Here is a 26775-nt window from a genome sequence, read left to right on the forward strand (position 1 = left end):
TGGCAATAAGGTTACTGCAAGAGAAGCAGATAGCAAGAAATACAGATGCTTAGCGTTTTATGCTTATACTTTTTGCTTATAGTTGGCGGAGTGAAGTCTTAACTGCGAGTTACAGTGCGGGCTAAAAACGAAAAAGCACAGACTCGATAGCCTGCGCTTGATTGGTTGTGTTACTAAGATGCGTTGTCTTTATAGCTTGAATCGACTCAGCTCTTGCTTAAGGTCGTTAGCTAACTGGTTAAGTTGGTCAGCTTGAACAACAGCATCGGAAGCGTCTACGGCCATCACATCACTTACCTCACGCACCGATTCGGTATTGGTATTAATTTCAGCGGTTACTAGCGATTGCTCTTCCGCAGCGGAGGCAATTTGGGTCGCCATATCGCTGATCACCTGAATCGCTTCACGGATCTGCTCTAAGCTCTCACCCGCTAAGTTAACGTCATTCACACTGGTGCGCGCCATATCATGGCTCTGGTTCATCACTTTAACCGCACCATTAGTTGCTTGTTGAAGTCGTTTGATCTTGTCTTCAATCTCTTCAGTCGATGCGTGTGTTCTTTGCGACAATACGCGCACCTCATCAGCAACAACGGCAAAGCCTCGGCCTTGTTCACCCGCACGCGCGGCTTCAATCGCAGCATTAAGTGCCAGTAAGTTGGTCTGCTCGGCTATCTCACGAATCGTTGCCAGAATCGTCGCGATTTGCTGACCGTGCTCTTCAAGCTCACTGATGATGGATACAGCACCAGTTAACTCATTAGCCAACTCATTGATTGAGGCTTGGCTTTTCTCCATTTGCTGGAAGCCTTGCTCGCTCAACTCTACTGAGTGAGTCGCGCTCTTTGCGGTATTATCTGCGTTAGATGCAATCTCTGACGTTGCTGTCGCCATTTCAGTTACCGCTGTTGCAACCATGGTGATTTCATCTTGCTGCTTGCCAACGCTCTCGCTTCGCTTCATCGCACTTTGGTTGGCGTGTTCTGCACCATGGGTCATTGCTGAGGACACGTTATTCACGTTTTTCATCATCTCGTGGAGACGATCAATGAAGGTATTGAACTTATCAGCCAATTGCCCCACTTCATCATGGCTAGATACTGTTAGCCTGCGTGTTAAATCACCTTCGCCCTCTGCGATGTCAGCTAAGGCTTCACCTACTCGACCTAATTCAACAAGTTGGCGAGCAACAAACCATGAGGTCGCGATAGCCATTACGATAAGTACAATCAAACCTGTCGTGACTTGGTTGATTAACATGGTAAATAGCGGTTGTTCCAAGACCTCTTTGTTCATCTCAATCACAAGCATCCAATCGGTATTTTTGATTGGTTCCGCCATAATCACTTTATCTACGCCATCTACGTCTGCGTAAAGTGTCGTTAAATTCGCTGCTGCTGAGTTTAAGCTCGCGACGTTTAGCTCGGGCGCAATATCGGTGATCTTCTTGAGGATGAAGTCTTTGTTACTATGCGCAACCACTGTGCCTTGAGTGTCGATCAAAATAGCGCGACCATCACCCGGTACTGGAATCGCCAATACGTCTTGAATTAACTTATCTAGAGCGAGGTTAGACGCTGCTACCCCAACGATTTGACCATTTTCAAACACAGGATCCGTCAGCGTAACCACCAAGGTTTGCATGGTGACGCTCACGTAAGGTTTGGTGGTAATTGCTCTGTTCGCCGCCAGCGTCTCTTTGTACCAACCGCGAACACGTGGGTCATAACCGGGTTTATTCAAAGAAGGATCATGACGGAACATCTCACCCTCTTTGTTTCCAAAATAACTGAGGCCAAACCCACCTGACACCAAGGTTTGGCGCAAGTGAGGCACCACATCGAGGTCTGGGTTCAATGAGATTTGTTGTTGTAATCCGTTTACTGCTTGTTTCTTGTCATGAAACCAATCACTAATGCCTTTGGCGTGAGCATGGAGCGTATTTCGGCTTTCACTCTCTATCGCTTGCCAGCTATTGGTTTGAAACGTTTTGTAGCCAATGAAAAGTAAAATGGCAGATGTCACCGCAATCGCCAAAACCACAGAGGAAACCATCTTCCTCTTTAGACTAAATTGCATAATTTAGAGCCTCTTATAAAACTTAGAACATGAGTTAGTGTTTTATAGTCTCACCTATGCAACTGATTTTATGAGAGTTTCGACTCAATAATGAAACAAGTTGGGTATGATTTGTCAATATGTGACTTGTGTAATACCAAAGTAGTATGGAACCCGCTTTGAAGGTGTGTTGATGAAATATAGATACTTTAACGAGATATAGAAGTGTTTAAAACAAGAGCCAAAATTCAGATACAAAAAAACCAGTCACTAGGACTGGTTTGATTGAATAATGGAGGCGCCTCCCGGAGTCGAACCGAGGTCCACGGACTTGCAGAGCTTGGCTCTAACTATGAGAGAGTACGAACTATCTGCATTAACTCGTATCTATTGGTATCCAGCCAACACTAATCATAGTAAATACAAACACATAAATCCTGTACAAAACTTTAACCGCACATCCAAACCACGCTATTCCGAGATAAGTTCGGGAATTTCATCCAGGCCGCTTTCAGCGATGGTTGGAGCACCTTGTACCGTGACACCATCACAACTAACGTAAACCTTACCGTTCCTACGTACTTGAGTACACTCTTCAGGAATAATTTCTTTTTCAATAGTCTCAGTTACTGTTTCTGTAACCGTTTTAATAATAGGCTCTTCCGTTACCATTCGATACAAATAGTAAAGCCCCAAAGCTCCGGCAATTGTGGTAGCAATTAGTAGCACAAGCAAAAAAGCTAGCTTTAACCATCTTAGCACTCTGTCTAATCTACTATTCCAAACACCATCTGAACTCTCTTTCCTTGCACTTGCCTCTTTAGAGAGAGCCTTTGCATTGGCTTCAGCGGCTCGACGATTAGCCTCTGCCGCTTTTCGTTGCTCATTCGCGATCTGTAATTCAATGTGCGAATTGCGATTCTTTTGCTTATTGAGCTTTGAACGTTCCTCTTCGATGAATGTTGCCTGTTTTACAGCTGCTAGCTCTGAGTTCTCAGGATGACTAGCAACTGTATTTTTTACGTTTTCTTCTGCACTACCCACTGGAGTAGACGTTGGCTCTATTTGGGGTTCATTATGCAGGTTGTTTTGTGTTTCGGTCTGAGTCGTGTTCTGGTTGCTCTGATTTTTCTGATTCAGTTGCGAAATCATTTGCTGCATCCGAATCTGGTATAGTTGTGTTAAGTCGAGGCTGCGCATTAATTAATTCCTCTAGCTCTTTACCTGTAATATCTGCTGGTACTGGGATAATTCGTTCATGGATGATTACCTGAGGGTCTTTAATGAACATTGGTTCAGGAACAGGTTTAATCTTATCTACATATACTGGAACTTCCGTTGGTACTTCGACAATTTTGTCGACCTCTACCGCAACTTCTTTTTCGACAACTTTTTCGACCTCAACAATCTTTTCTACTTCAACCTCTTTCTCAACAACCTTCTCAATCTCAACGATCTTCTCAACTTCGACTTCGACTGGGACTTCAACCTCAATTATCTTCTCTACTTCCACTTCTGTAGGAATCTCTTTAATTTTTTCTACTTCAACTTCTCGAGTTTTATTTCGACGATGGGCCCAAACTCTCGTGTAACGAATCATTTTTCGGTAAGTGACTTCACGACGAGATTTCCTTTTCCGTCGCAGCTTCATACTATCTGCAAGACTATCTAAGCTCGTCTTTTTCTTTCTAAGAGTTCTAGCTCTCAAAGAACGCGCAATATTCTGAAGCAATGTGTGCCTGACTTTCTTACTCTCTAAACGTTTTTCTCTCGCAATTCTGTTCTCTTCCGAGTTAAGAGACAAAAACAGGTTGAGCAAGAAATACACAGGGTATATCAGCCCAGAGACAAGCATCATAAATAGGTCAAAAGGTCTTTGTACCTCAACATTAAACAAAGCAAATACCGAGACAACAGCTTTTTCATAAGCAGCTTTCTTTAAAATAAATCCCGACTCAGTGCCTGCAAATTGATTCTTACTCTGTGTATTTTCTAACTTACGTTCATCGATTGCAGCTTGAGTCTTATCCAAATTATCTTGAATACGAGTTAAGCGTTGTTGATTACTATCTCGAGTAGTATTTAAGTTCGATACATCACTTGCAATGCGAGCAGCCTGGTCTTCAAAAGCCTTTACAGAGGATGCGCAATCAGCGACAGCAGAACAATCTAAGGCCTTTAATCTTCGATCACTAGCTTGATCATTAAGCTCTTGAATCTGTTTGTTTTTAAGAGATATCTGATTATTTATTGAAGCCTGTTCAGTTCTAATCTCTGTCAACTGGCGTTCAAACTTTTCAACATTCGTTAGTAACGTAGTCAAATATTCTTCACTGTTAGAAGTTAGTGTCTTCGCTTCTTCAACTTTGCGAATTTCTTCTGTAGCTAACGAGTCCAGGTAACTATTTACACCCGCGTAGCATAGAAACCAAAAAGATGGGACAAGAACAAACATAGAAACTTTAAGAACTCGACTAGATACACTCCACTCTTTGATAACTGCTGATGTCCAAATTAGCACAGCTATTTCTGCACAGCCCAATAGAATGCCAAATGGAGAAATCGGTATAAATGGGATTAAAGGGTCAGCAGCAAAAAGAACATCGTATCCTTTTACATTGAAAATTATGATCATGGCACCCATGACATAAAGCATCAAGGTTAATCCCAAGTGTTCAGGGAGTTTTGAAGTTTCTATTTTCATTAATACATCTCTACGGAAAAGTATCTACGTATGTTTTGAGTTTTAAGGATCAGCATGTCATCACGACCATATTCAGCCATAAACATGTTGTACAAATCCATATCACCATCAACTACTTTCCAATAGTCGAGATATTCCTTATACACGGCTTCTATGAACTCTGGTGTATCCGGTTTACTTGGTATATATGGTCGATGGAAACCAATCTCAGCCCCGTTTTGTATTCGCTTTTGAGTTCCAGCTGCATATATAAATCCGCACGTAGAATAGCAACGCATATATTTATCAGCATCAGTATCCCAGTTATTCTCATGCAGATACAATCCGATAAGAACGCCTTCATCTAAGACTCCCCCCGGACTATGAAGCATCAAACGGTTGAGTGTGAGCCCCTTCTTCTCAAAGTGTTCGACATATCTAAGAAATTTATTGTATGCACCTTGCACAATAGGGCCTTCTCCATACAGGTAATAACCGTGTTCGTCTTCCCCAATCATGAAACTTAGTTTTTGTGAGTATTGTAGTGGGTGCTGATATTTCTCTGGGGCAAAAAATTGTGGAAATACGAGAGGCTCTTTAGGCTCTTTAGGCTCTTTAGGCTCTTTAGGCTCTTTAGGCTCTTTAGGCTCTTTAGGCTCTTTAGGCTCTTTAGGCTCTTTAGGCTCAAAATTACTACTATCTTCTTGCTTTACAATATTTTTAACAATTTTTTTTGAAACCTTAGCCTCATCAGCTTTTTGCTTTGAGTCTGGTGCGGACAAGTGTTCTATTGTAGTTTCTGTTGTATGGCCGTTATCGGGTTGCTTCGGGGTCGCAGCAATACTAGGAGTTTTAATGTCTGTTGAAGTATTTGATTCGTTCTTGCTAACTTCCAAACTTTGATGATCAGAGTCGATGCTAGATGAACATGCAGAAATTAGGCTGCATAAAAGAATAAGACTACATCTTAGCTTTGAATTCATTTATATAATCATAGCATATTAAAAGGCTTCAAATTATATTAACTGATTGACTCAAAATCAACAATAGAGCAAGAACTTTAACCCTTAGTTTGTTTTCTATTTATCTAAACCAATTTTGTTGAATTAACAAAATCATCAATAGCAGTGAAGGAAAAATTAAATCATGACTCATTAACCAAATACACTTTCCTAAAACAAAATTTCTAAATTCAATCACACATTAACAATTTGTCCGTACACCGTAATTTATATTATGTTGATTAGACAACTTTTTTCCATAGAGCCTATATATTGAGACTGATTACCTATCAGAATAAACTAGTCTGAAGGGCATTATTTGAGTCGTGATAATTCAACTACTACTTATCCAACTAAAGCAACCTAAAGAAATGGATTCGAAACACAATAAGCCCATACAAGTAATTCTGCCTTCATGTAAGGTGTAAATTGCTTTCACAGAGTTGAATTTTTCCTGAACTATTGTCGTGTATACCAAATTCAAGAAAACAGACCAAAAAAGCCCCAGCATTTATGCTGGGGCTTTTGGGGTATTGGAGGCGCCTCCCGGAGTCGAACCGAGGTCCACGGATTTGCAATCCGCTGCATAGCCACTCTGCCAAGGCGCCTTAATTTGATTGTCGTAGTCTAAGGTAACTACGTGTCTCTTTAGAAGAGAAATAGATGGTGCCCCGGGCCGGACTTGAACCGGCACAGCGCGAACGCCGAGGGATTTTAAATCCCTTGTGTCTACCAATTCCACCACCAGGGCACGCAATTCTTTATTGCGATGCCGTTACGATTCGTAAACACCATCTTTAATGTCGAAGTGAATCAACATTACAAAATTTATAGCAACACAGGTTTTCTGTATTCAAACTCGAAGTTTGAATGGAGGCGCCTCCCGGAGTCGAACCGAGGTCCACGGATTTGCAATCCGCTGCATAGCCACTCTGCCAAGGCGCCTTTTTATTTCAACACGTTAGGATGTTGTCCCGCTGTGTTCGGGTGCTTACTTTACGGATTGAGAAAGGATAGTCAAATAAAAATGTGTATTTAAATTCCGTTTGCTGACATTTAAATCAAATTGCTGCACCTTCCACCTATTCAGACAGAAATCGTACAGCAATTTACATCACCATTTTTTCATTAAACGCCCAACGAGGCTTGGATGGTACGACCAACAGTGGTCAAACATACTCATTAATTGAGGGTTGCCATATTTAGAAAGACTCACAGCGTGGAAGCGGTTCTTGTGCTGTTTCAATTTCTCAACCTGCGCAATCATCTCATCGGACTGCTTAGGCGCAATAAAGTCAGAAAGCACAACCAAATCTGCGTTCTTGTACTTATCGCCCATCATGAGATCAATCGACTTCATCAATACTGGCTCTAAATCGGTACCGCCGTGGAATGAGTAACTTAAGAAGTCACTCGCTTCACGCAATCCGTCCTGACGAGTTAACTCATAAGTGATTTGCTCTGAAGAGAACAGAATTACGTAACAGTCACGCTCTTCCGCCAATGCAATTTGCATCAACGCATAAGCCATAGCTTTAGCCGATTGCTCAGGGAAGCCGCTCATCGAGCCAGAGGCGTCAACACAGACGATAAACGGCCCTTTCTCGATGTCGACATTCTTAGCATCTGGTTTTTGCGCTTTCACTTTTCTTAAAGTTCGAGATTTACCTTGAGAGCGGTAACTCAATAAACGCTTATCAGCTAAATGCTTGTAGAAGATAACTTCGAGTTCTGGGTAAGCCAAGAACATGGTTTCGTTTGGCAGCATCTTATTAAGGTCGTCACTTTCGTGAATACCGACAATATCGTCTACCGCTTCATCGGCTTTTTCTTCGACCATCTGAAGCTCTTCAACCGGTGCTTTGTGCAGTGACGGGTCATCTTCTAAACCAGCCATACGACCAAGCTTCTCGGCAATCTCTTGAAGCCCTTTGTGCTTGTTAAGGAACTCTGCATGACGCTTCATTACTGTAAGGTCAGTTTTGCTCAGCTTGGCTGACGCCATATCCCACAAGCGCCCTACACTGCCTTCATCACCAGACTCCGTCACTTTGTCCATGTTTTTCATGGTTTCCATGCGCTGGTATAGGTCAGCAAGCACTTTCTCTTTGCTTGCTTCAAGCTCAGTCACCTGAGCTTGTTTGATCGCTTCAGACAGGGCTTGGTACCACTGGTCACAGAAGTAATGCGGGAACATGGCGTTATATACGCCCTTATTGTGTTCAAGCAAACGGCGAGCTTGTAGATAAAACGCAGAGTGCCACTCCAGCTTTTTGATCACCGAGTCGATCTCTTCAAAAAACTGCTCTTCATTCCAGTGAATCACTTCTTGGTAAAGGGCTATTTCTTGTTGGAATCGATCGGTTTCACAGACTTTGGTGACGCGTTTTTTCACCTTGCCGCGCCACTTAACTAAATGGTTTTTAACAGAGGTTTTAACACCTTTGTTTTCCGCCGCCATCATCACTTGCGAGCGGGCCAATAAGTCGTTCATTGCAGTATCAATGATGCCAGAGTCTGCAACCATTAAAGCCAGATTTAATCCGTCTGCTCCTAACATATAGGGTCCCCTTACTCGAAGTATTGGCTCATGAACTTGATACGCTGAACGATCTTACTGCTCTTAACCTGTGTGGTCTCAAGATCTTGAGTGATGGATTGCAAGCTTGCTTCCATCGCCTTCGGTAATTCAGGGTCAATAAAGTTATGTGGTAGCGCACCATGGAAATCTGAGCGCACTTTTTTAAGGTTAAACTCTGCGTCTTGAAGCTGTTTAAGCGCGGCTTCTGCACCTGTTAACCATTTGTCGTATAGCTCTTTGTCCAGACCGTCAGAAGTCACAACACTCACTAACACTGAACGGTTAGCAATGTCTTTGATAACGAGTTGGTTGGATGCATCTAAATCCAGCTTTAGGCGACATAGGTTTTTGTTTTCATTTACATAACCATAGATGTCACCATGACCTTCTTTGATCACGCGGTCGAAATCATCTTTAGCAACGTAAACCCAACGACTATCGCCTTTTTCAGATTCAGACACTGACATATTGCTTTGCAGTAGTACCAGTTTCACTAGGTTGTAGGCACTGCCAACGCTGTACATTTTCGCGTTCTTGATATCGTGCTGGTAAATGTCTTTACGCAGTAGACCGCTGCTCGTTTCCATTGAAAGAGATACAGATAGAGTTGACTCTACATCCTCTTGAATCTCTTCAAGCTCTTCACGTGCTAGCTCGATTTGGTGTTTGGATTCTTGTTGGTCAAACGCTCGGTTCAACGCAAAGTCATTAACGACACTACGAACCACGTCTCGAGACTCTGGGCTATGCCACAAACAATCTTGAAGTAACATGATATCAAGCGGATTCACGGTATCACGGCCACTGAAGAAGGCACTTGCTTTAAGCAGTTTAACGGCTTTCTTCCAACGACGGTCAGACACGTAAAGATCTGAGTCTGACATTGCGCCGCCCTGCTTCTTCACTGTCTCTTCAAGCATGGTTTTAAGCTCATAAAGCTTATCGAATGCGTTATCGTTAAGCTCTAGACGATCCAACTCTTTCTGCCATTGGTGATATTCAATATCAGTGATAGCCAGACCCGGTGGGATGGTCGCTTCTTGAGGTGTACCCGTAGTTAGCATCGACTTAAAGTTTTGCTTATTTTGGATACGGTTGACGAACACGCGCACCAGCATACGGTCATAAAGTGCCTCTAGGCCGCTGTCTTCATCAGGTAATTCGTTGGATGCAGAAACTAGCAGTCGCATCGGAACACGTTCGATATCGCTGCCGTTTTTAAAGGTTTTTTCGTTAACAACGGTCAATAGCGTGTTAAGGATTGCCGGACCTGCTTTCCAAATCTCATCAAGGAAAACAACCTGAGCGGTTGGCAAGTAACCCTCAGTTAAACGCACGTAACGACCATTGTCTTTCAATTCTTGAATACTCAATGGACCAAAAACTTCTTCTGGGGTTGAGAAGCGCGTCATCAAATATTCGAAGTAGCTACTGTTATCGAAAGCTTGTATTAAACGTTTCGCGATCAAACTCTTCGCGATACCCGGAGGACCAAGCAAGAAAACACTTTCGCCTGCGAGCGCAGCAAGTAAACAAAGTTTAATGGTGTCTTCACGTTCGTAAACACCGTCAGATAAGGCTTGAGCAAGCTTGTTAATGCGTTCGGAGAGTAATGCTTTGTCAGCATGGGAGGATACAGAAGGGTTCATCACAGCAAAACTCCGGAAACTTTCAAGATAATTAAGAGTGTAGATATGTTTTTATACATTTGTTAGCACTTTGTTACAAGTGTATTTTATTGTTGAGTAGCATTTATATCAGATGGTTAGGTTGGTAATTTTGGTGTAATCAAAGATTCCAATTTTGAGAATAGAGTCACAATGTGTGATGGGTTTCTGGGAACGCATTCAGAATTTTTCTTTTATTTTCGACATATTTGGCGTTATGGTGGTCGACGTCTTATATGTCCGGCAATTGGCAAGGAAAGTGACTACCACTCCATGAAAACAATAATCCACAAATGGAAAAGCATCTCACTTATAGAAGAGGATGTTAAATTACCCACCGGGTCCTCAATAACTCACACTACGATTCAACACCCTGGCGCAGCAGTCATACTTCCCATCACGTCTAACGGAAAGGTCATTCTCATCAATCAATTTAGACCTTCGTTAAAAAAATGGCTGTTAGAGATCCCAGCAGGCACGATGGAACAAGGTGAAACACCTTTAGATTGTGCGAAACGAGAACTTGAAGAAGAGACTGGTTACAGTGCTGGTCAATTTCAAAGTTTGGGGCAAGTGACTCCACTCGCTGGCTTCTGTGATGAGATCCAGCACCTATTCGTTGCATCAGAGCTCAACCTAACCACACGCTTTAGCTGTGATGATGACGAAGTCATTGAAGTGCTTGAGCTGACTATTGAAGAGCTTCAACAAAAAATTCGTAACGACCAAATTACCGATACCAAAACTATCGCGTGTTTAAGTAAAGCCCAGCTTTGCGGCTACCTATAGGAGATAAATATGGACTTTCGTTCTGATACCGTCACCAAACCAAGTCAGGCTATGCGCCAAGTTATGGCTAACGCAGAGGTTGGCGACGATGTCTACGGTGATGATCCGACTGTAAATGACTTAGAGCAGTGGGCAGCCGAAGAAGCAGGTTTTGAAGCCGCCATGTTCACTTCATCGGGCACGCAAGCCAACCTTCTAGGATTAATGGCCCATTGTGGTCGCGGTGATGAATACTTGTGTGGACAGCAAGCTCACAACTATAAATATGAAGCGGGCGGTGCCGCAGTTCTCGGTTCAATTCAACCACAACCGATCGAGAACAACCCAGACGGTACTTTAGACTTTGGCAAACTCGAAAGTGCAATTAAGCCTGACGACAGCCACTTCGCTCGCACAACGCTACTGAGCTTAGAAAACACCATCAATGGTAAGGTTCTGCCACTTTCTTACTTGGCCGAAGCTCGTGAGTTCACCAACAAGCACGGTTTAAAACTGCATTTAGATGGTGCTCGTGTTTACAACGCAGCGGCGGCATTAGATGTTCCCGTTAAAGAGATCGCTCAGCACTTTGACTCAATGACCATCTGTTTATCTAAAGGTCTGGGGGCTCCGGTTGGTTCACTGCTTCTAGGCAGCAAAGAGTATATCGCTAGAGCACGTCGCCTAAGAAAAATGGTGGGGGGCGGTATGCGTCAAGCTGGTATCTTGGCGGCAGCAGGTAAAATGGCGCTTACAGAAAACGTAGCGCAACTGAAAACCGACCACAAAAACGCGAAAGATCTCGCGATTGGCCTTAGCGAATTGCCAGGCTTCTCAGTGAACCCTGACTTTGTTCAAACTAACATCGTATTCGCCAAGCTAGATGATAGCGTCGACATCGCAGCAATCGCGAACAAGCTGGCAGCAAAAGAGATCACTATCACACCGAGTAACCCTATTCGCTTTGTGACACACCGTGATATCTCTAGCGCAGATATCGCTCGCTTCCTAACAGAGCTTAAAGCCGTTCTTTAGTTACGGCTTGCGACCAAATAACTGAACAAAACCCTATGTTGCTAATCACAATATAGGGTTTATTTTTGCCTTCAAAAAGCTCCGCCTACCCTCGACGTAAAACAAGATAAGTCGACTTCAGACTGTGCTAAGCTCAATAAACTAAAGCACTTGGCTGTTTTTCTACTGATATATGGCAGTGCAAAGCCTATATAGCTTTACACGCCCTATCGAACCCTTACAATGTGCTCAAAATATTTTTACAAGGTTTATCTCTATGTCTATCCAATGGTTTCCGGGCCACATGCACAAAGCCCGCAAAGAAATCGAAGAAGTTATCCCTAAAGTTGACGTTATCATTGAAGTACTAGATGCGCGTATTCCATTTAGTTCAGAAAACCCAATGATTGCAGAGATCAAAGCAGGTAAACCGGTAGTTAAAGTTCTAAACAAACGCGACCTTGCTGATCCAGAACTAACTCAAATGTGGATTGAGCATTTTGAAAAAGAGCAAGGTGTGAAAGCGATCGCGATTACCACCAGCGTTAAAGAAGAAGTGAATCACATCATGGAGCTGGTACGTAAGTTAGCACCTCACCGTGAAGAGATCGGTAAAAACATTCGTACCATGATCATGGGTATTCCAAACGTTGGTAAATCAACCATCATTAACTGTCTAGCAGGTCGTACGATCGCTGTAACAGGTAACCAACCTGCAGTTACTCGTCGCCAGCAACGCATCAACCTACAAAACGGTGTGGTGCTTTCGGATACTCCGGGAATCTTGTGGCCAAAAGTGGAAAACCCACACAGTGGTTTCCGCCTAGCAGCAACTGGTGCAGTAAAAGATACTGCAATGGAATACGATGAAGTAGCTTTCTACACGGTAGAATACTTGGCGAAGCAATACCCTCACCTACTGAAAGAGCGTTACCAAATCGAAGAGCTGCCAGAATCAGACATTGAATTGATGGAAGAGATCGGTCGCAAGCGCGGTGCACTGCGTGCGGGCGGTCATATCGATTTGCATAAATGTTCAGAAATTCTACTTCATGAACTGCGCAACGGCACACTAGGTCAAGTGACTCTAGAGCTACCAGAGATGATCACACAAGAGCTGATCGAAGTAGAGCAGGAAGCACTACGTAAAGCTGAAGAGAAAGCAAAGAAAAAAGAAGAGCGTCGTAAGCGTTACCTGAAGAACAAGCGCTAATTATGCCCACATTCGCGTAAACTCGTTACGCGAATTTTCCGGCTTTTCGCGCCCTAATGATATCGTTAGGGCGTCACTTCTCAGCATTACCCCGTCATTGATAGAACTAATATCTTGTCACATAAATAAAATCTAAAATTTACATTAGTGAGTTTCATAGACATACTGACGCATTATTTTGTGATCCCGTAGCGAATTTTAAGATGCGTTCATATCCCGGTTTTCAAAACCAGCGTTTCAAAACCTATTTTGATAATGAAATATACCTGCCGTATGTCAATTTCATCTACCTACCGATCACTATATTTCTAGCCTTTATCATCACCGACTTCATTCATTTTGGTGACCAGTGCATCATGCCTATTGTTCTGCGCGTCATTCTTTCAGCATTGATGGCGGGAGCCGCGTATTACTGCATAAATAATCGACCAAACATACTGCAACAGTTAGAGAGCTTATTACTGATAACGAGTGCACTGTTTCTCGTTGTCGTTGGAAGGATAGCCATTGGCTTTGGAAATTATGACTACCAAGGCGGCGTCATTCTGGTAATGATTTATCTGGGTACCTTTTCTCGTCTATCTGCTCGATACAGTTTATTTACCCTAACCTGCATACTGGCTAGCTATCTTATCGGTTTATCGCCACTTCTTTATGCCGCGGAACCTGCGCATGAGCTTGAAATCATCTCTATCTATTTAGCAACCTACGTATTGGTTGCCGCAGCAAGTTTAAGAAGAGACTTAGAAGTTCACAAACGCTTCTCTCAATCTGAACAACTGCGCAAGCAAGCGATCCAGCTGAGAAAACAATCGAACCTGTTTGAAGCACTCTCTTACCAAGATGCTCTAACCGGCTGCTACAACAGGCTTTATCTACACCAAGTTATCGAGCCGAACATTAATCGTAATCAATCTATGACAACCATTATGATCGATATCGACCACTTTAAGTCGGTTAATGATACATACGGTCACCAAGCAGGCGATATGGTTATCAAGGAGCTTGCTAAAGCGATTAAGACAAAGCTGCCAGTTAAGAGCAACCTTTTCAGATATGGTGGAGAAGAGTTTCTGATTATTGCTCAAGGGTTAAATAGCACCCAGGCGCAACAACTTTCCGATAGTTTGCTCACATCACCTTCAAAGCTTTCTTTGGACGTGACAGTTTCTGTTGGCGTAAAACATATTGATCGCGCAGTTGGTTCGGTTGAACAATTGATTGAAGATGCTGATAGAGCGCTTTACCAATCTAAGAAGAATGGACGTAACTGCATTTCATGGTGCACCGCCTCCTACCCCAATGTAGAAACTGCAGCAGTCTAAACACGGCACAAACAAAAAGCCCCGAGCTAATCCTCGGGGCTTTCTATTTTTAATCGTGCTTACTTTATCAAGCTGGCGTTTGCAGCTGCTGAGCTAAAGTCGAAGGCGAAGGCCAAGAGTAAACTTTCTCTTTTACTTTACTGCCGCAAGGCGCATCCCAAATTTGCTCAAGCTCTTCTTTACCACCGATGGACTCATAAAAACCGATAGCTTGCTTGTTTTTAGACATCACCTCTAAGTAGAGGCCACTATCCGCATAGTATTGCTCAAGTCTCTCTGAGAGCTCTGATAACAAGCGTTTGCCAATCCCACGACCACGGTAGGCGTTATCAACATGTAACGCATCAATAAAAGTACCACGGTCGAAGTTGTGATTTCCGAATGCACATACAAACCCAACAAGCAGCCCACCTTCTTCAAGAAGTAAAACGTGTTGGTTAAAAGGAGGGTTGATAAGACGTGTTTGCCAAATTACCGATCTGTCTTCTAGAACGTCCTGATCTAGATATTGGTCAGCAAGAATACCTCGATAGTAGATTTTCCAACTGTCTGCATGTAACTGTGCGATACGCTCGTAATCTTTATATTCAGCTACTCTAATTTCCATTTATTAGCCCTTAGCACTTCCATTTATTTATAACTTCTACATTTAATACTACTTACCTACAAAATTAAAGCAAAACATACTATTAAAACCCGACGGCTAATAGGTACTTACACTTTGATTCTTGACTTACACGTGTACGCTGATATTCTAGCGCACATCTGTACGCTCAATGGAATATGCTGATGACAACTGGCAATACAACGCAAAATAAGAAGCCGCCTCTGATCTGGCTAAACGTTTTTATCTTCTCTTTTAGTATGCTTTTGGCTCTAGTTGCCGCCCCTCTTTATGGCTACTACAACGGCTATGGCGCGGAGCATTGGGTTTGGTTGGCGATCTGTTTTAGCTTTTGTAATCTATCAATAACAACGGGTTACCATCGTTTATGGTCGCACAAGGCGTTTGAAGCGCATTCTAGCTTACGATTCCTTTTTGCTTTGGGCGGCGCATTTGCACTTCAAAACAGTGCCCTTCACTGGTCTTCTGATCACCGAGTACATCACAAGCATGTCGACAACAATGACAAAGACCCATACTCAGCTAAACGTGGTTTTTGGTACTCGCATATCGGTTGGATGATTCGCAACTACAACACCTCAATTTATAAAGATTACGAAAATTGCCGCGATCTTAAAAAAGACAAAATTGTGATGTGGCAGCATAAACATTACATCTTGCTAGCACTGATCATGAATTTTGGTGTCCCTATCGCGCTTGGCGTGATCTATGGTGACGTGATTGGCATGTTGCTAATGGTTGGTGCAGTTCGTCTAGTACTTAACCATCACACCACTTTCTTTATCAACTCACTTGCTCACATCTGGGGTAGCCAACCTTTCACAGATAAGAACACAGCACGTGATAATGGTATTCTTGCGGTTTTGACTTTTGGCGAGGGTTACCACAACTTCCATCATATTTTTGAGAATGATTACCGCAATGGCATTTACTGGTGGCAATACGATCCAACTAAATGGCTGATCAAAGGCGCGTCGCTATGCGGCTTGACGTCGAAATTAAAGAAAACGCCACAGGCTCGAATTGAGAAAGCCGAAGCTACGATGCTCTTAAAGCGTACCCAACAGAAAATCATGCATCGAGCAGACAACATTCAAATAGCTGAGAAACTGCAAGCAGAGTTCGACTCTCTTGTTGCAAACATGAATGAATACTACGCGGTGAAAAAGCAGTTGCTTGAGAGCAAACGAGACGACGTAGTTAAGAAGTATGAGCACTCATTGCTTAAAGTACGTTACCAACAAATCAAGCTCAATTTTGAACAGCAGAAGCGTAATTGGGCCCAAACAGTAGAACAGTACGCTTAACCTTTTAATAACATATTCTGTTTTTTATCAAGCGCCTAGGCTAAAACAGCCTTGGCGCTTTTTCGTTTTTATTACCCTGTTTATGGTTTGGGTTGAATAAAAACTCTAATCAAATCTGAAGCAACATCTAATATCACACTTACAATGCAAGAAAACGTTTGCTTACATTTCTAGTTGTGATCAAAGTCACTTACGGAATTTCATTTTGTAACATAGAATGCGCGCCCTCCTGTTCCACGGACTACAAAAGCGAATCATTTTATGAAAATGTTAAAAACATCACTGGCGCTAGCAATCTCTACTACCCTTTTATTCGGCTGCGGTGACGAAACAACAAACAATTACTACCCAGAAGTTCCTCAGCCTGAAGTTCCACAACCGACGCCTGTAGACAGCAAAGGACGCATCGCAGTATTCAACCTATCTTTCGATCGTTATACCTACGAAGATCTTGTTGCAGAAATGAAGCTGACTAAACCAGAGCAAGATGCACTGATTAAAGGCTGGCAAGATAAAACGCTGTCTGATGAAGACAACGCAACAGCTCTTAAAGTAATCCAGATTCGCAACGTAGCTGCAATCATCCAGACTGAGCGCCCAGCGGTTATTATGATGGCAGAATTCAACAACGACGGTACTGCTGAAAACAATGACGCTATCATTGGTTTCCGTTTGAACTACCTTGCGGTTTCGCAAAACTCTAACAGCTTTGACCAAGACGGTATTCAATTAGAACCAATCGTGTTCCAGTATTTTGCAAACTTCGCGACTAATACTGGCCTACTTAATGAATTTGGCTTTGATCTGGATAACGATGGTGTTGCTGGCGCTCTACCTGGCGATGCATGGGGTTTCGGTAACTACCATGGTCAATATGCGTTTGCTCTAATGTCTATGTACGAGATTGATCACGACAACATTCGTACTTTCCAAAAGTTTAAATGGAGCGATATGCCTTCGGCTACCATGCCAACGATCACCAACTGTAATGATTCTTGGAACCCGATCCCAGATGGCATGGAATGTGGTGACGATTGGTACACTGCTGAAGAGTGGGCAGAAGTTCGCCTTTCTTCTAAAAACCACGTTGACGCGCCAATCCTGATACCACAAGAAGATGGCACTACTGACACAATTCATCTGCTTATGTCTCACCCGACACCACCGATTTTCGATACAGGTAAGAACAAGGTTCAAAACGCTGATGAAGTTAACTTCTGGGTTGATTACATTGAAGGTAAAAACTACATGTACGACGACAAAGGTGTAACTGGCGGTTTAGCTGATGATGCCAAGTTCGTAGTAATGGGCGACCTTAATGCCGATCCTCTTAAAGGCGATGGCGACCTAACAGCAATCAATGCACTAATGGATCACGACAAAGTGAACCGTTTAGCGACGTTTGGCCCATTAGCACCAGCTAGCCTTGGTGGCCCAGAGTGTTTAGCACTTGGCGAATGTAAAGAAGCAAACTGGGATACTCCAAACCCAGGTCAAGTAACAAGCACAAGCGGTCTGCGTCTTGATCATGTTGTTCCATCAGAGAACCTAATTATTTCAGATTCTGGCGTGTACTGGCCTGCTACATTTGAAGATGGTCGTCTGTTAATGAATGATGAGCGTGTAGGCGACTACGGTAACGGTAAAGATATCTCTTCGGATCACCGCATGGTTTGGATCAAAGCTGAAATCCATAACTAATATTCCCGCTTAAGCTTTTTCAATAATGCCCGACTCTTGAGTTGGGCATTTTTTATTTTCTTTTTGTAATTATTACTCAAGCAACCCTCTTTTAATTATGGACTCACGCATCCATAGTTATTGGATTTGGGCACTCTTTAATCCCGTCTATAAACTGCCTATATTACTTGCACTTACCGAGTGAAATACCAAGGAACAAAGAATGAGCAAGCTAACTATTATTGCCACTATCTTCGCGAAACAAGACCGCATTGAACTTGTTAAATCTGAACTGATCAAGTTAATCGAGCCTACTCGTGTAGAAGAAGGTTGTATCAATTACGATCTGCACCAAGACAACGACAACCCTGCTCACTTCGTTTTCCACGAAAATTGGGAATCAGAAACTCTGTTAGAGAAGCATTTAGGCAGCCAACATATCGCGGACTACCTTGCGGCAACTGAAGGTTCGGTTGAATCGTTTATTATCAACAAAATGACTCACGTCGCCTAAGTAACTTCTCACGGCTTTAGATTACCCCGTTCATAAAACGGGGTTTTGGCGTTTTAAGGATTTGTGATTTTTTATCCGTAACGAAAAAACCCGCCAACTACGGCGGGCATGGTCAAACTTTGTGACTGCTTATAACAGCTCTATAGCAACCATCAAACCAATATTGAGCGTTAACTATGACTAAATAACGCTCTGATATCTCTTTGCTTTTTAGCTAACACGGGGGCATTAGTTGAAAGCACGAGCCAAGATAGCATTCCCTTGATATTGGTAAACACTTGAATTGTTACTCACAAAAACCGACTCTCCCTGCTTCAATGTGATGCTTTGCCCTTCTGAAGTCACCGTTGCTTCCCCTTCCACAAAGAACAAGATTTCCGCGCTACGAAGATACTGAGATTTACTTTCATCTGTAGCAGATAAGATATCAAAACCAAAATCATCCACTGGAATTGGATAACCCATTTTGCCCTCTTTTAGCACTGGCTTGAGACGGATGTCTTGCGGCTTGATAGGCTCAAAAATAGTGTTGTCAATCAGCTCTGGCACATCAATGTACTTTGGCGTTAAACCTGCCCGCAGAACATTGTCGGAGTTCGCCATATGGATAACAGCCTAATCACTGTTGAAGAAACTTGGCTGCCGGTTAGCTTATTCCCAGAGAGACAGCGTCAAGCATAGTAAGCTGTAGCTGTACTTTGAAAAGAATGAGCTCTCGATCGATTCGTGAGCTCTTTTCGTTTTTATTAACGCTTAGATAGCAACATCCGCCTAATTCCTGCTGCTTCCTCTTCTAAAATCGCCTAAACGATCCTTGTTGAAAATCATTTAGTCTCAAATCAGGTTGCTTATTGACCTCGATACGTAGAATCAAAAGCTCAATCTAAGTCAGGCTCGCTGCCAACTTGTTATTTGCTTTTGTCTACTGATCTAGCTGTAAATCAACCATGAATAAACGTCATTACACGGCACTACTTGTAAGTACTGCCCTTGTCACCAGCCCACAAGTGTTTAGCTCCGTTGAAGTTGAACAAGAGATCGATGATTCCCCTTACACAAGGCTCACTAAATTGGGGTTCATCTATTCGCAGAATACCAGCACGTCTCTATCCATTAACTCAGGGATCTCTTTGGGGTACAAAGGCGATACATGGGGGCATAGATTTCAATTTGATACTTACTACACCGACGCGGAAAACGGTGAAGATGGTACCAACCGATATACAACGAATTATGGAATCACCTACGACATCAACTCAAGAACCTATACAGTTGCCGGGATTCGATTCGAGCATGATCAGTTCGGTACCTATCGCGACCAGTGGATTGCGATGACAGGTCTCGGTAGACACTTCTATGAAACGAACTACGTCACTCTGCAAGGCTCTATGGGCCCTGGTTACCGTATAACTGAAAGGCAATCCTTTGATGAGGAGTTTCCCTCGCAAATGAACTATGAGCTTATTGCTAGCGGCTCGCTCGAAGGGACAGTTCAGTTTACCGAGAGCTTTTCTATTGGTGCAAACGCAAGTATTGCTTACGGTGAAGAAAACACCAACTACAACTTCAAAGGGTATTTAAAGAACATCCTAATGGGGAATCTCGCCCTCACATTCGACACTGAGTATATCTACAACACAACGGTTGCCTCTGACCAAAGTAACACCGAAATATACAGCTCTATGAACCTTAACTATGATTTTTAGTGCCTCAGGCGGATAGGCAGACAAATTAATCAGATTTGTACTAACTCGTCATGCAAACAAAAAGGCGCACAGAGTTGTGCGCCTTGTCATTTGTTGTCTCTAGTCGAGCTTATGATGTTTTGAACTGCGCTACCGCGCTGTCCATCTCACTCGCCTGTGCTGCTACTTTATCCACCTCAACCAAACAATGTTGAGCTGAAGCCGTATTCTGATTCGAGATAGCACTTAGCTCGGTAATGGAATCACTTACCTGCGCCATAACCGCACCCTGCTCTTCAATAGCAGAAGCAATGCGTTCTGAGTTACCTTGAATATCTTCCATATCACTTAGAATCAGCTGTAGGCTTGAATCCAATGATTCAGAGTCACTCAATGTACGTTGACCTTGAGAGTTACACTCTCCAATCTCCGCCATAGAAGCTTCCATTTGGCTTTGGATCGCTGACACCACGTTAGTTATCTCTGTGGTTGATTGGTGCGTACGGCTTGCTAGAGCTCGAACCTCGTCTGCTACAACCGCAAAGCCTCGACCTTGTTCACCTGCTCTTGCCGCCTCAATCGCTGCGTTCAGTGCTAACAAATTCGTCTGCTCTGCGATGCCTTGGATGATGTTTACCGCATCACCAATCTGATCCACATGGTGGTTCAATGAACTGATAGAGTCTTGGCTGCTCGATAGGCGTTCAGACAATTGCGTAATGTTGTTGATTGTCTCAACGACAACCTCACGACCTTTATCTGCATTAAGACGTGCTTTCTGCACACCTTCTGCGGCAATCGCAGTACTTTCAGAGATTTCACCAATCGTAGATACCATCTCTTGAACCGATACCGTCATTTCGCCCGTGTGGTTAGCTTGAACATCAAACTGCTTAATCACTGATTCCAGTTCATTATGCATATTCGATGTGCTTGAAGTGAGCTGCTGAGACTTCTTCTGAGATGCAGAGATAAGCTTCTCTAGCTGATCTAACAACTGATTGAAGTATTCACCCAGTGAGCCTAGCTCATCGTGCCCTTTCAACTCTGAGCGAATAGAAACGTCGTTCGAATCCACAATACGGCGAATAACAGACAACAGAGACTCAATGCGGCCAACAATAGAACGAACGATCACCCAACTCAACAAGATAATGATGATGAGCAATGTGCCACTTAGAGCATTGTTAATGAGGTTTAGTTTCGCTAGTTGTGCAGCGGTGGTGTCTTTCAGCAACGCTGAGAACTCTTTGAACTGCGTTTCTACCTTATGAGAAGCAGAGCGCGCCTCACCTAGTAAACCTTCGTTGTGCTTTAGGCCAATTTTAACTTTCTGATCAACAACCTGCTGAGCTGAGTTTAAGAAGCTTGCCTGAGCATTAGAGAGTAAGCTCAAATCAAGGCTGCCCTGTTCAACCAACTCATTGAATTGGTACATGGCAAGTCTCTCTTCATCTGAAGCTCTTTCAAAGCTTACCGCCAAGTCTTCGTGGAACTGACCCAATAAACCTTCATCATCTGATAGACCTAAAACTTGGTATGCGCCGACAAGCACAGTAAAGCTCTTGTGGTAGTCGGAGATGTCCTGTCTTAGCTGAGCTGTATTCGCGAGGCTTAAATCTTCGAGCACACTTGCCAGCTCAGATTCTAGCTCCTGAAACTGACGGTAGTTGTTTTCAAACTTGTCTAGGTACTTAATATCACTTCGAAGGAGGAAATCTTTCTCGTTTCGACGCAAGTTAAGCAAACGAACTTCTAAATCTTTGGTGATCAATGTTGCTTCATGAAGCTGCTCACCGGTTTTTGTAAAATGGGAGGTGGTAAATAGTAGAGATACCATCCCTAAAATTGAGAATAGACCCAATGAAAATAGTTTATTTTTAATATTCATATAAAACATCTGATGTAAATAACGACCTTTAGTGAGCACTCTATCAATAAGAACCAGCCATAAACGAGACTTGGAACACAGTCTTATATGTTAACAGACTGTGAATTTTCAAAAATTAAATAAATGAGAGAGCGATCGAGAATCAGTGACTACAGGTCAATTGCTACAGTTTTATGACAGGGTGTCATAATTATGAAAGGTGGAGGGAGTTATTAACAAAAATCTCAAAAGTGAAACAAAATCATGCTTAAAGCGTGAAATTTGGCATAAAAAAGCGCTGATGAAATTGTGTTCTACTCAATCTCACCAGCGCATCATTTAAAAGGCTTCTAAGTTAAGCTGCTTTCGTTCTTAACTTAGCAAGAATGTCAGCATTCTTTAGGTTTGCCATTCCAACGTAAGCCACTGGAACGAGGAACAAAGAGAAGAAAGTACCCACGGTTAAACCACCAACCAATACCAATCCGATATTGATACGACCTAACGAACCCGGTCCTTCCGCCAATGCCAATGGTAATGAACCAAGGATCATCGTCAGCGACGTCATCAGAATCGGTCTCAGTCGAGAACGCGCGCTTACCATTGCCGCTTGTTTCGCCGTCGCACCTTTCTTACGCTGCTCGTTGGCAAATTCCACCAGCAAGATACCGTGTTTGGTCACCAGACCGACCAAGGTCAACAAGCCAATCTTAGAGTAGATGTTTAAGCTCTGACCAAATACTGATAAGGTCAATACCGCACCAACAATACACAGTGGAACCGTTAACAAGATGATCATCGGATCAACAAAGCTCTCGAACTGCGCCGCTAAGATTAGGAAGATGAACACGAGCGCTAACACGAATAGCACCTGCGCCCCAGCACTTGAATCCACAAGATCTTTTACGATGCCGTTGAATTCATAACTCTGAGCATCATCAAGTAGCTCTGGTACTGCTTGGTCGACATACGCTTTTACATCACTCGGAGTAAACCCTGGCATTAAGTCAGCGGTAATTTCCGCGCTGTCTTGACCCATAAAGGTTTTAAAGCTCGATTCAGATGTCACTTGTTTAATAGATACAAACTGAGACAGTGGCAGTCGCTGGCCAGACTCTGAATCGACATAAAGCTTATCCAACACCTTGAAGTCACCTAAAGCGTTTAGGTTAACCTGCACTTGAATCGGATAGGTATAACCATCGTCAGCCTGCAGGTCAGCCGCTTTCACCGAACCCAAGAAAGTCGAGAGTGCATTGGTCACATTGCCGTAATCAACACCAGACAAAACAATCGCATTGCGATCAATGGAAAGATCATAACGCAGCTGATCACGTAACATTGAGTTACTTACATTGGTCACGCCTTCATAGCTTTCTAATGCTTCAACCACTTTATGTGCCGTTTCAGATAATGCATCGGTATCTCGATTCACCGTCGTTAATTCGAGTACCATATTGGTCGCGATATTTAAGCTATCCGCAGTACGGACTTTAAAAGACATCCCATAAGCAGAAACATTGCTCTTGGCATCGGCAATAAACTCGTTGAGCAGTTCGTCTGCCGACTTGTCTCGTTCACCCCATGGTTTTAACAGTACGTGGTTAGTTGGTGTGCCCTCAATGTAAGACAGGTTCGCTTCAACCGAATCATTGTCTTTAAACACCGAATTAAGTTGCTCGTTGTTGTCTAGATGGTACTGACGACCCACACCGGTTGGGGGTGTTGATGTTACTTCAACAAAGCCAGTATCTTCAGTCGGCAGTAATACCTGAGGCATTTTCCATACAGCAACCGCAGACAAGGCAACCATCACCAACGCAATCCCGGTCATCAACACTTTACGTTCAAACCATTTGTTCAACTCTGCGCTGTAACGGTCTGACAATTTATTCAGTTTAGAATCGACAACTGAGTACCATTTGTCAGGTGTAGACACCGGCTTCATTAGGTAGGCACTCATCATTGGCGATAGTGTCAACGCAACAAAACCTGAGATGATCACTGCAGCAGCTAAGGTGAAAGCGAACTGTTTGAACAAGTCAGCCGTCAAACCTGCCATCAAACCGATAGGTAGATAGACCACGGCTAACGTCAGCGTCATCGCAATCACAGGGAATACAATCTCACGACTCCCTTTCAAGGCAGCATTCAGTGGTGTTTCACCCTCTTCGATATGACGATAACAGTTTTCTGCAACCACAATCGCATCATCCACAACCAAGCCAATCGCAAGAATGATCGCCAATATGGTGAGAACGTTGATGCTAAAACCCAATCCCCACATCACGGCAAATACACCGATTACACACACCGGAATCGTGATAATAGGAATCGAAGCGACTCGGAAGGAACCCAAGAAGATGATCACCACCGCTGATACTAGAACAACCGCCTCGACTAACGTCATGAAGCCCTGATCGATTGCTGCTTTGATGAAATCTGCTTGGTTGTAGACCATCTTCATCTCGATGCCTTCTGGCAACTGAGACTGAATGTCTTCAATTTGTAATTTCACTCTGTCTGCCACCGTAACTGGGTTCTCACTCTTAAGTGGCAGCACTTGGATAGACATCGCTAACTTGTCATCCACACGAAGAATACTTGGCGCTAAACTCTCTTCACCCATTTTTACGTCTGCGATATCTCCAACACGGATGATCTTCCCGTTGTCGACTCGAATCACAAGGTCACGGACATCTTCAACGCTGGTAACTTGATTCACAGGGTTAATAGAGAAATCGCGAACCTGACCTTTAATCGTACCCGCCGTAAAGGTTGCGTTGTACGAGCTCAATGTCCCCACTACATCAGACGCACTGATATTCAGCGCCATCATACGATCCGGTTGTAACCAAACACGCACTGCCTTTGAGCTACCGCCATATGGGCCCCATACGCCACCTACACCTTGGGTGTGCTTGAATTGAGGCACAACTTGCTGGCTGATGTAATCAAACATCTCCTGCTTAGACATATTGCCCGTGTTAACAAAGGTAATCACATTACTCGGAGTACCAGTGTCAGAAGAGTCGTCCGTCACTGTTGGTTGATCTGTCATGCTCGGCGGAAAATCGCCAATCGCTTCAACACTACTGCGTAGATTGTTCATCAAGCCAGTGTATTCGACCTCATCAACGTCATCTTCGAACATGATCTTCAAGCTACAGGTGCCCTCTTGGCAGTCTGTCGTCATGGTTTTTACGCTATCAAGCCCGGTTGCAGCAGTAATAAGCTTGTCAGCTACGTTACGTGACATGAACTCTGCACTGGCACCGTTGATCGCGGCAGTCACTGTGGCCGATGGCGTTTTATGTTCAGGGAAGTATTGAATAGATAACTTCTGAAAAGAGAGTAAACCAATCAACACAATGGCGATGCTAAGCACCGATGCAAACACTGGGTGCTTAATACAAATCTCAGGAAGCTTCATTGTTCACTCCTACTGTTGTCGCTTCCGTGCTGTTTTGTGGTGAGTTTTCGTTCTGTAGTTTAGGAGTTTCTTCTCCTACTGGTTGTTTTTCATCAGTCGCTGGAACATCAGCTTCTTGTTTTTTCTCTGATTGTTCAGCAGTTGTAGGTTCGTGCGGCAAACCAACCGACTCTTGAGTTTCTTGTGACTCTTGATTCATGACTTTGACCAAAGAGCTCTTTTTCAGGTTCTGTTGACCAGTTACAACGATCTTTTCGCCTTGTTTTAGCCCGTCTTCAATCACAACGTGGCCGTCGTTGGTGTTAACGCCCAATTCAACGACTCTTTGTTCGATCGTCTCACCATTCACGACCCAAACAAAACGAGTGTTGTCTTTAGCAAGAACGGCGTTTTGAGATACCACTAACTCCGGTTCCTCATCGCTCGTCACTTGGCTCAGTTTGGCGAACATACCTGGAACAAGGCGGTGTTCTGGATTCTTAATATGAGCGTGAATCTCTACGCGACCAGAGCTTTCATCAACGGCTGGTGCAATATAATCCACAACCCCTTTAAACGTTTCGCCAGCAAAAGAATCGACTTCGATAGATACATCTTGCCCGAGCTTTGCAGAGCCTAAGTCGGACTGGCCAATTGAGTATTGAACCTCAACTGGATCAAGTTTGATCAGACTAACCAGAACGTTTGAGCTATCAATTCGACTTCCTACAGAGTGGCTAAAGTTGGTTAGCTGACCATCAAAAGGAGCAACCAATACGTAGTTGTTCATTAGCGCTTCTTTTTGACGGAAATCTGCAGCAGCCAAATTCGCCTGCTCCTTTAGCTCTTCAACATCTTGTTGGGACATTGAGTCTGGCTGCTTTTTAAGTAGCTCTTGAACACGCTTGAGCTTTGATTTCGCCAATGCCAATGAGCTTTTCGCTTTATCTAGATCGGCTTTCGCCGTAGTGTCATCAAGTTGCGCGATGACATCGCCTTTGTTTACAAAATCACCGTCTTTAAAGTGAATCTTGAGAAGTTTTTCTGACGCACTAAACGTAAGTGCTGCAGAGTCAGTGGCACGAATCTTACCTACTTCGTTAATTGAAGAAGTGAAAGTTTGGGTTGTCGCCTGTTCCACGGTAACCGGTACGTGATCAGTATTCTCAGCGAATGCAGAAGGCGCACCGAGTGTAAGAAGTGTGAAGGCAATTGTTTTACTAATTAGGGTCAATTTCATTCCAGTAACCATAGAGCGTGCTCAATAATGAGTGCGCTAATTGTTATACCAATCACAGTAAGTAAATGAGCAGAAATAGCGCAGGAAAAACGCTTGAGAACAAGGAAGGAATTTTCGATAAGTAGTTATTCT

General features: G+C 43.4%; 18 protein-coding genes, 3 tRNA genes and 1 pseudogene. 8 read left to right on the top strand and 14 right to left on the bottom strand.

The window, feature by feature from the left end:
• Positions 1-189 precede the first annotated feature (189 nt).
• The 9 genes from AC6R05_RS01395 to AC6R05_RS01435 form a co-directional block, all read right to left on the bottom strand.
• The gene (locus AC6R05_RS01395) at positions 190-2079 is read right to left on the bottom strand and encodes a methyl-accepting chemotaxis protein (protein WP_500646352.1); all 1890 of its coding nucleotides are present in this window, start codon (positions 2077-2079) and stop codon (positions 190-192) included.
• 450 nt (positions 2080-2529) lie between these two features.
• Positions 2530-3210 (bottom strand): hypothetical protein, encoded by a 681-nt coding sequence (locus AC6R05_RS01400; RefSeq protein ID WP_500646353.1) that lies wholly within the window; start codon positions 3208-3210, stop codon positions 2530-2532.
• The gene (locus AC6R05_RS01405; protein WP_500646354.1) at positions 3134-4762 is read right to left on the bottom strand and encodes a hypothetical protein; all 1629 of its coding nucleotides are present in this window, start codon (positions 4760-4762) and stop codon (positions 3134-3136) included. The genes AC6R05_RS01400 and AC6R05_RS01405 overlap by 77 nt, the downstream gene beginning before the upstream one ends.
• The gene (locus AC6R05_RS01410) at positions 4762-5724 is read right to left on the bottom strand and encodes a hypothetical protein (protein WP_500646355.1); all 963 of its coding nucleotides are present in this window, start codon (positions 5722-5724) and stop codon (positions 4762-4764) included. Before AC6R05_RS01410 ends, AC6R05_RS01405 begins: the two co-directional genes overlap by 1 nt.
• Positions 5725-6276: 552 nt before the next feature.
• A tRNA-Cys gene (locus tag AC6R05_RS01415) sits at positions 6277-6350 on the bottom strand.
• 56 nt (positions 6351-6406) lie between these two features.
• A tRNA-Leu gene (locus AC6R05_RS01420) sits at positions 6407-6493 on the bottom strand.
• Between the two features lie 120 nt (positions 6494-6613).
• Positions 6614-6687: transfer RNA gene (locus tag AC6R05_RS01425), tRNA-Cys, on the bottom strand.
• A gap of 169 nt (positions 6688-6856) precedes the next feature.
• The gene (gene viaA, locus AC6R05_RS01430; protein ID WP_032552636.1) at positions 6857-8302 is read right to left on the bottom strand and encodes an ATPase RavA stimulator ViaA; all 1446 of its coding nucleotides are present in this window, start codon (positions 8300-8302) and stop codon (positions 6857-6859) included.
• A gap of 11 nt (positions 8303-8313) precedes the next feature.
• The gene (locus AC6R05_RS01435) at positions 8314-9972 is read right to left on the bottom strand and encodes an ATPase RavA domain-containing protein (protein WP_500646423.1); all 1659 of its coding nucleotides are present in this window, start codon (positions 9970-9972) and stop codon (positions 8314-8316) included.
• A 291-nt stretch (positions 9973-10263) separates the two neighbouring features.
• Between AC6R05_RS01435 and AC6R05_RS01440 the strand changes: the two genes are divergently transcribed.
• The 4 genes from AC6R05_RS01440 (at position 10264) to AC6R05_RS01455 (ending at position 14310) form a co-directional block, all read left to right on the top strand.
• On the top strand, positions 10264-10779 hold the full coding sequence (locus AC6R05_RS01440) for an NUDIX hydrolase (protein WP_500646356.1): 516 nt from the start codon (positions 10264-10266) through the stop codon (positions 10777-10779).
• A gap of 9 nt (positions 10780-10788) precedes the next feature.
• Positions 10789-11793: a low-specificity L-threonine aldolase gene (gene ltaE / locus AC6R05_RS01445; RefSeq protein WP_500646357.1), complete on the top strand. Its 1005-nt coding sequence runs from the start codon at positions 10789-10791 to the stop codon at positions 11791-11793.
• A 256-nt stretch (positions 11794-12049) separates the two neighbouring features.
• Positions 12050-12985 carry a ribosome biogenesis GTPase YlqF gene (ylqF, locus tag AC6R05_RS01450; protein ID WP_032552640.1) on the top strand — a complete coding sequence of 312 codons (936 nt, stop codon included), beginning with the start codon at positions 12050-12052 and terminating at the stop codon, positions 12983-12985.
• A gap of 266 nt (positions 12986-13251) precedes the next feature.
• A complete protein-coding gene (locus AC6R05_RS01455) occupies positions 13252-14310 on the top strand; it encodes a GGDEF domain-containing protein (RefSeq protein ID WP_500646424.1) in 1059 nt (352 codons plus the stop codon).
• Positions 14311-14377: 67 nt separating this feature from the next.
• On the opposite strand, the gene AC6R05_RS01460 is transcribed toward AC6R05_RS01455, so the two are convergent.
• Entirely contained in the window at positions 14378-14917 is a 540-nt protein-coding gene (locus tag AC6R05_RS01460) for a GNAT family N-acetyltransferase (RefSeq protein ID WP_032552641.1), read from the bottom strand.
• Positions 14918-15099: 182 nt separating this feature from the next.
• Between AC6R05_RS01460 and AC6R05_RS01465 the strand changes: the two genes are divergently transcribed.
• From AC6R05_RS01465 to AC6R05_RS01475, 3 genes are all read left to right on the top strand, one after another.
• Positions 15100-16242, top strand: coding sequence for an acyl-CoA desaturase (locus tag AC6R05_RS01465; protein WP_150869658.1), 1143 nt, complete (start codon positions 15100-15102; stop codon positions 16240-16242).
• Positions 16243-16503: 261 nt separating this feature from the next.
• Positions 16504-17943, top strand: coding sequence for an endonuclease/exonuclease/phosphatase family protein (locus AC6R05_RS01470; protein WP_500646358.1), 1440 nt, complete (start codon positions 16504-16506; stop codon positions 17941-17943).
• 202 nt (positions 17944-18145) lie between these two features.
• Positions 18146-18436 carry a putative quinol monooxygenase gene (locus tag AC6R05_RS01475; protein WP_500646359.1) on the top strand — a complete coding sequence of 97 codons (291 nt, stop codon included), beginning with the start codon at positions 18146-18148 and terminating at the stop codon, positions 18434-18436.
• A 228-nt stretch (positions 18437-18664) separates the two neighbouring features.
• Here the strand turns inward: AC6R05_RS01475 and AC6R05_RS01480 are convergent.
• A pseudogene (locus AC6R05_RS01480) lies at positions 18665-19039 on the bottom strand (mannose-6-phosphate isomerase); the annotation flags it as partial.
• Positions 19040-19383: 344 nt separating this feature from the next.
• Here AC6R05_RS01480 and AC6R05_RS01485 point away from each other — a divergent pair.
• Positions 19384-20142, top strand: coding sequence for a DUF481 domain-containing protein (locus AC6R05_RS01485; RefSeq protein WP_500646360.1), 759 nt, complete (start codon positions 19384-19386; stop codon positions 20140-20142).
• 109 nt (positions 20143-20251) lie between these two features.
• Here AC6R05_RS01485 and AC6R05_RS01490 read toward each other — a convergent pair whose 3' ends face one another.
• The 3 genes from AC6R05_RS01490 to AC6R05_RS01500 all read right to left on the bottom strand — a co-directional run bounded on the left by AC6R05_RS01490 (position 20252) and on the right by AC6R05_RS01500 (position 26643).
• On the bottom strand, positions 20252-21961 hold the full coding sequence (locus tag AC6R05_RS01490) for a methyl-accepting chemotaxis protein (RefSeq protein ID WP_500646425.1): 1710 nt from the start codon (positions 21959-21961) through the stop codon (positions 20252-20254).
• A 385-nt stretch (positions 21962-22346) separates the two neighbouring features.
• The gene (locus tag AC6R05_RS01495; protein WP_500646361.1) at positions 22347-25424 is read right to left on the bottom strand and encodes an efflux RND transporter permease subunit; all 3078 of its coding nucleotides are present in this window, start codon (positions 25422-25424) and stop codon (positions 22347-22349) included.
• Positions 25411-26643 carry an efflux RND transporter periplasmic adaptor subunit gene (locus tag AC6R05_RS01500; RefSeq protein ID WP_500646362.1) on the bottom strand — a complete coding sequence of 411 codons (1233 nt, stop codon included), beginning with the start codon at positions 26641-26643 and terminating at the stop codon, positions 25411-25413. Before AC6R05_RS01500 ends, AC6R05_RS01495 begins: the two co-directional genes overlap by 14 nt.
• Between the last annotated feature and the right edge of the window lie 132 nt (positions 26644-26775).

The sequence above is a fragment of the Vibrio sp. R11-SG3-ISO9 genome (assembly GCF_059834255.1).

What these genes read in the sequence shown, in the direction of transcription:
- AC6R05_RS01395 (WP_500646352.1), bottom strand. Translation starts at nt 2,079, where the DNA reads ATGCAATTTAGTCTAAAGAGGAAGATGGTTTCCTCTGTGGTTTTGGCG.
- AC6R05_RS01400 (WP_500646353.1), bottom strand. Translation starts at nt 3,210, where the DNA reads ATGATTTCGCAACTGAATCAGAAAAATCAGAGCAACCAGAACACGACT.
- AC6R05_RS01405 (WP_500646354.1), bottom strand. Translation starts at nt 4,762, where the DNA reads ATGAAAATAGAAACTTCAAAACTCCCTGAACACTTGGGATTAACCTTG.
- AC6R05_RS01410 (WP_500646355.1), bottom strand. Translation starts at nt 5,724, where the DNA reads ATGAATTCAAAGCTAAGATGTAGTCTTATTCTTTTATGCAGCCTAATT.
- viaA (WP_032552636.1), bottom strand. Translation starts at nt 8,302, where the DNA reads ATGTTAGGAGCAGACGGATTAAATCTGGCTTTAATGGTTGCAGACTCT.
- AC6R05_RS01435 (WP_500646423.1), bottom strand. Translation starts at nt 9,972, where the DNA reads ATGAACCCTTCTGTATCCTCCCATGCTGACAAAGCATTACTCTCCGAA.
- AC6R05_RS01440 (WP_500646356.1), top strand. Translation starts at nt 10,264, where the DNA reads ATGAAAACAATAATCCACAAATGGAAAAGCATCTCACTTATAGAAGAG.
- ltaE (WP_500646357.1), top strand. Translation starts at nt 10,789, where the DNA reads ATGGACTTTCGTTCTGATACCGTCACCAAACCAAGTCAGGCTATGCGC.
- ylqF (WP_032552640.1), top strand. Translation starts at nt 12,050, where the DNA reads ATGTCTATCCAATGGTTTCCGGGCCACATGCACAAAGCCCGCAAAGAA.
- AC6R05_RS01460 (WP_032552641.1), bottom strand. Translation starts at nt 14,917, where the DNA reads ATGGAAATTAGAGTAGCTGAATATAAAGATTACGAGCGTATCGCACAG.
- AC6R05_RS01465 (WP_150869658.1), top strand. Translation starts at nt 15,100, where the DNA reads ATGACAACTGGCAATACAACGCAAAATAAGAAGCCGCCTCTGATCTGG.
- AC6R05_RS01470 (WP_500646358.1), top strand. Translation starts at nt 16,504, where the DNA reads ATGAAAATGTTAAAAACATCACTGGCGCTAGCAATCTCTACTACCCTT.
- AC6R05_RS01475 (WP_500646359.1), top strand. Translation starts at nt 18,146, where the DNA reads ATGAGCAAGCTAACTATTATTGCCACTATCTTCGCGAAACAAGACCGC.
- AC6R05_RS01485 (WP_500646360.1), top strand. Translation starts at nt 19,384, where the DNA reads ATGAATAAACGTCATTACACGGCACTACTTGTAAGTACTGCCCTTGTC.
- AC6R05_RS01490 (WP_500646425.1), bottom strand. Translation starts at nt 21,961, where the DNA reads ATGGTATCTCTACTATTTACCACCTCCCATTTTACAAAAACCGGTGAG.
- AC6R05_RS01495 (WP_500646361.1), bottom strand. Translation starts at nt 25,424, where the DNA reads ATGAAGCTTCCTGAGATTTGTATTAAGCACCCAGTGTTTGCATCGGTG.
- AC6R05_RS01500 (WP_500646362.1), bottom strand. Translation starts at nt 26,643, where the DNA reads ATGAAATTGACCCTAATTAGTAAAACAATTGCCTTCACACTTCTTACA.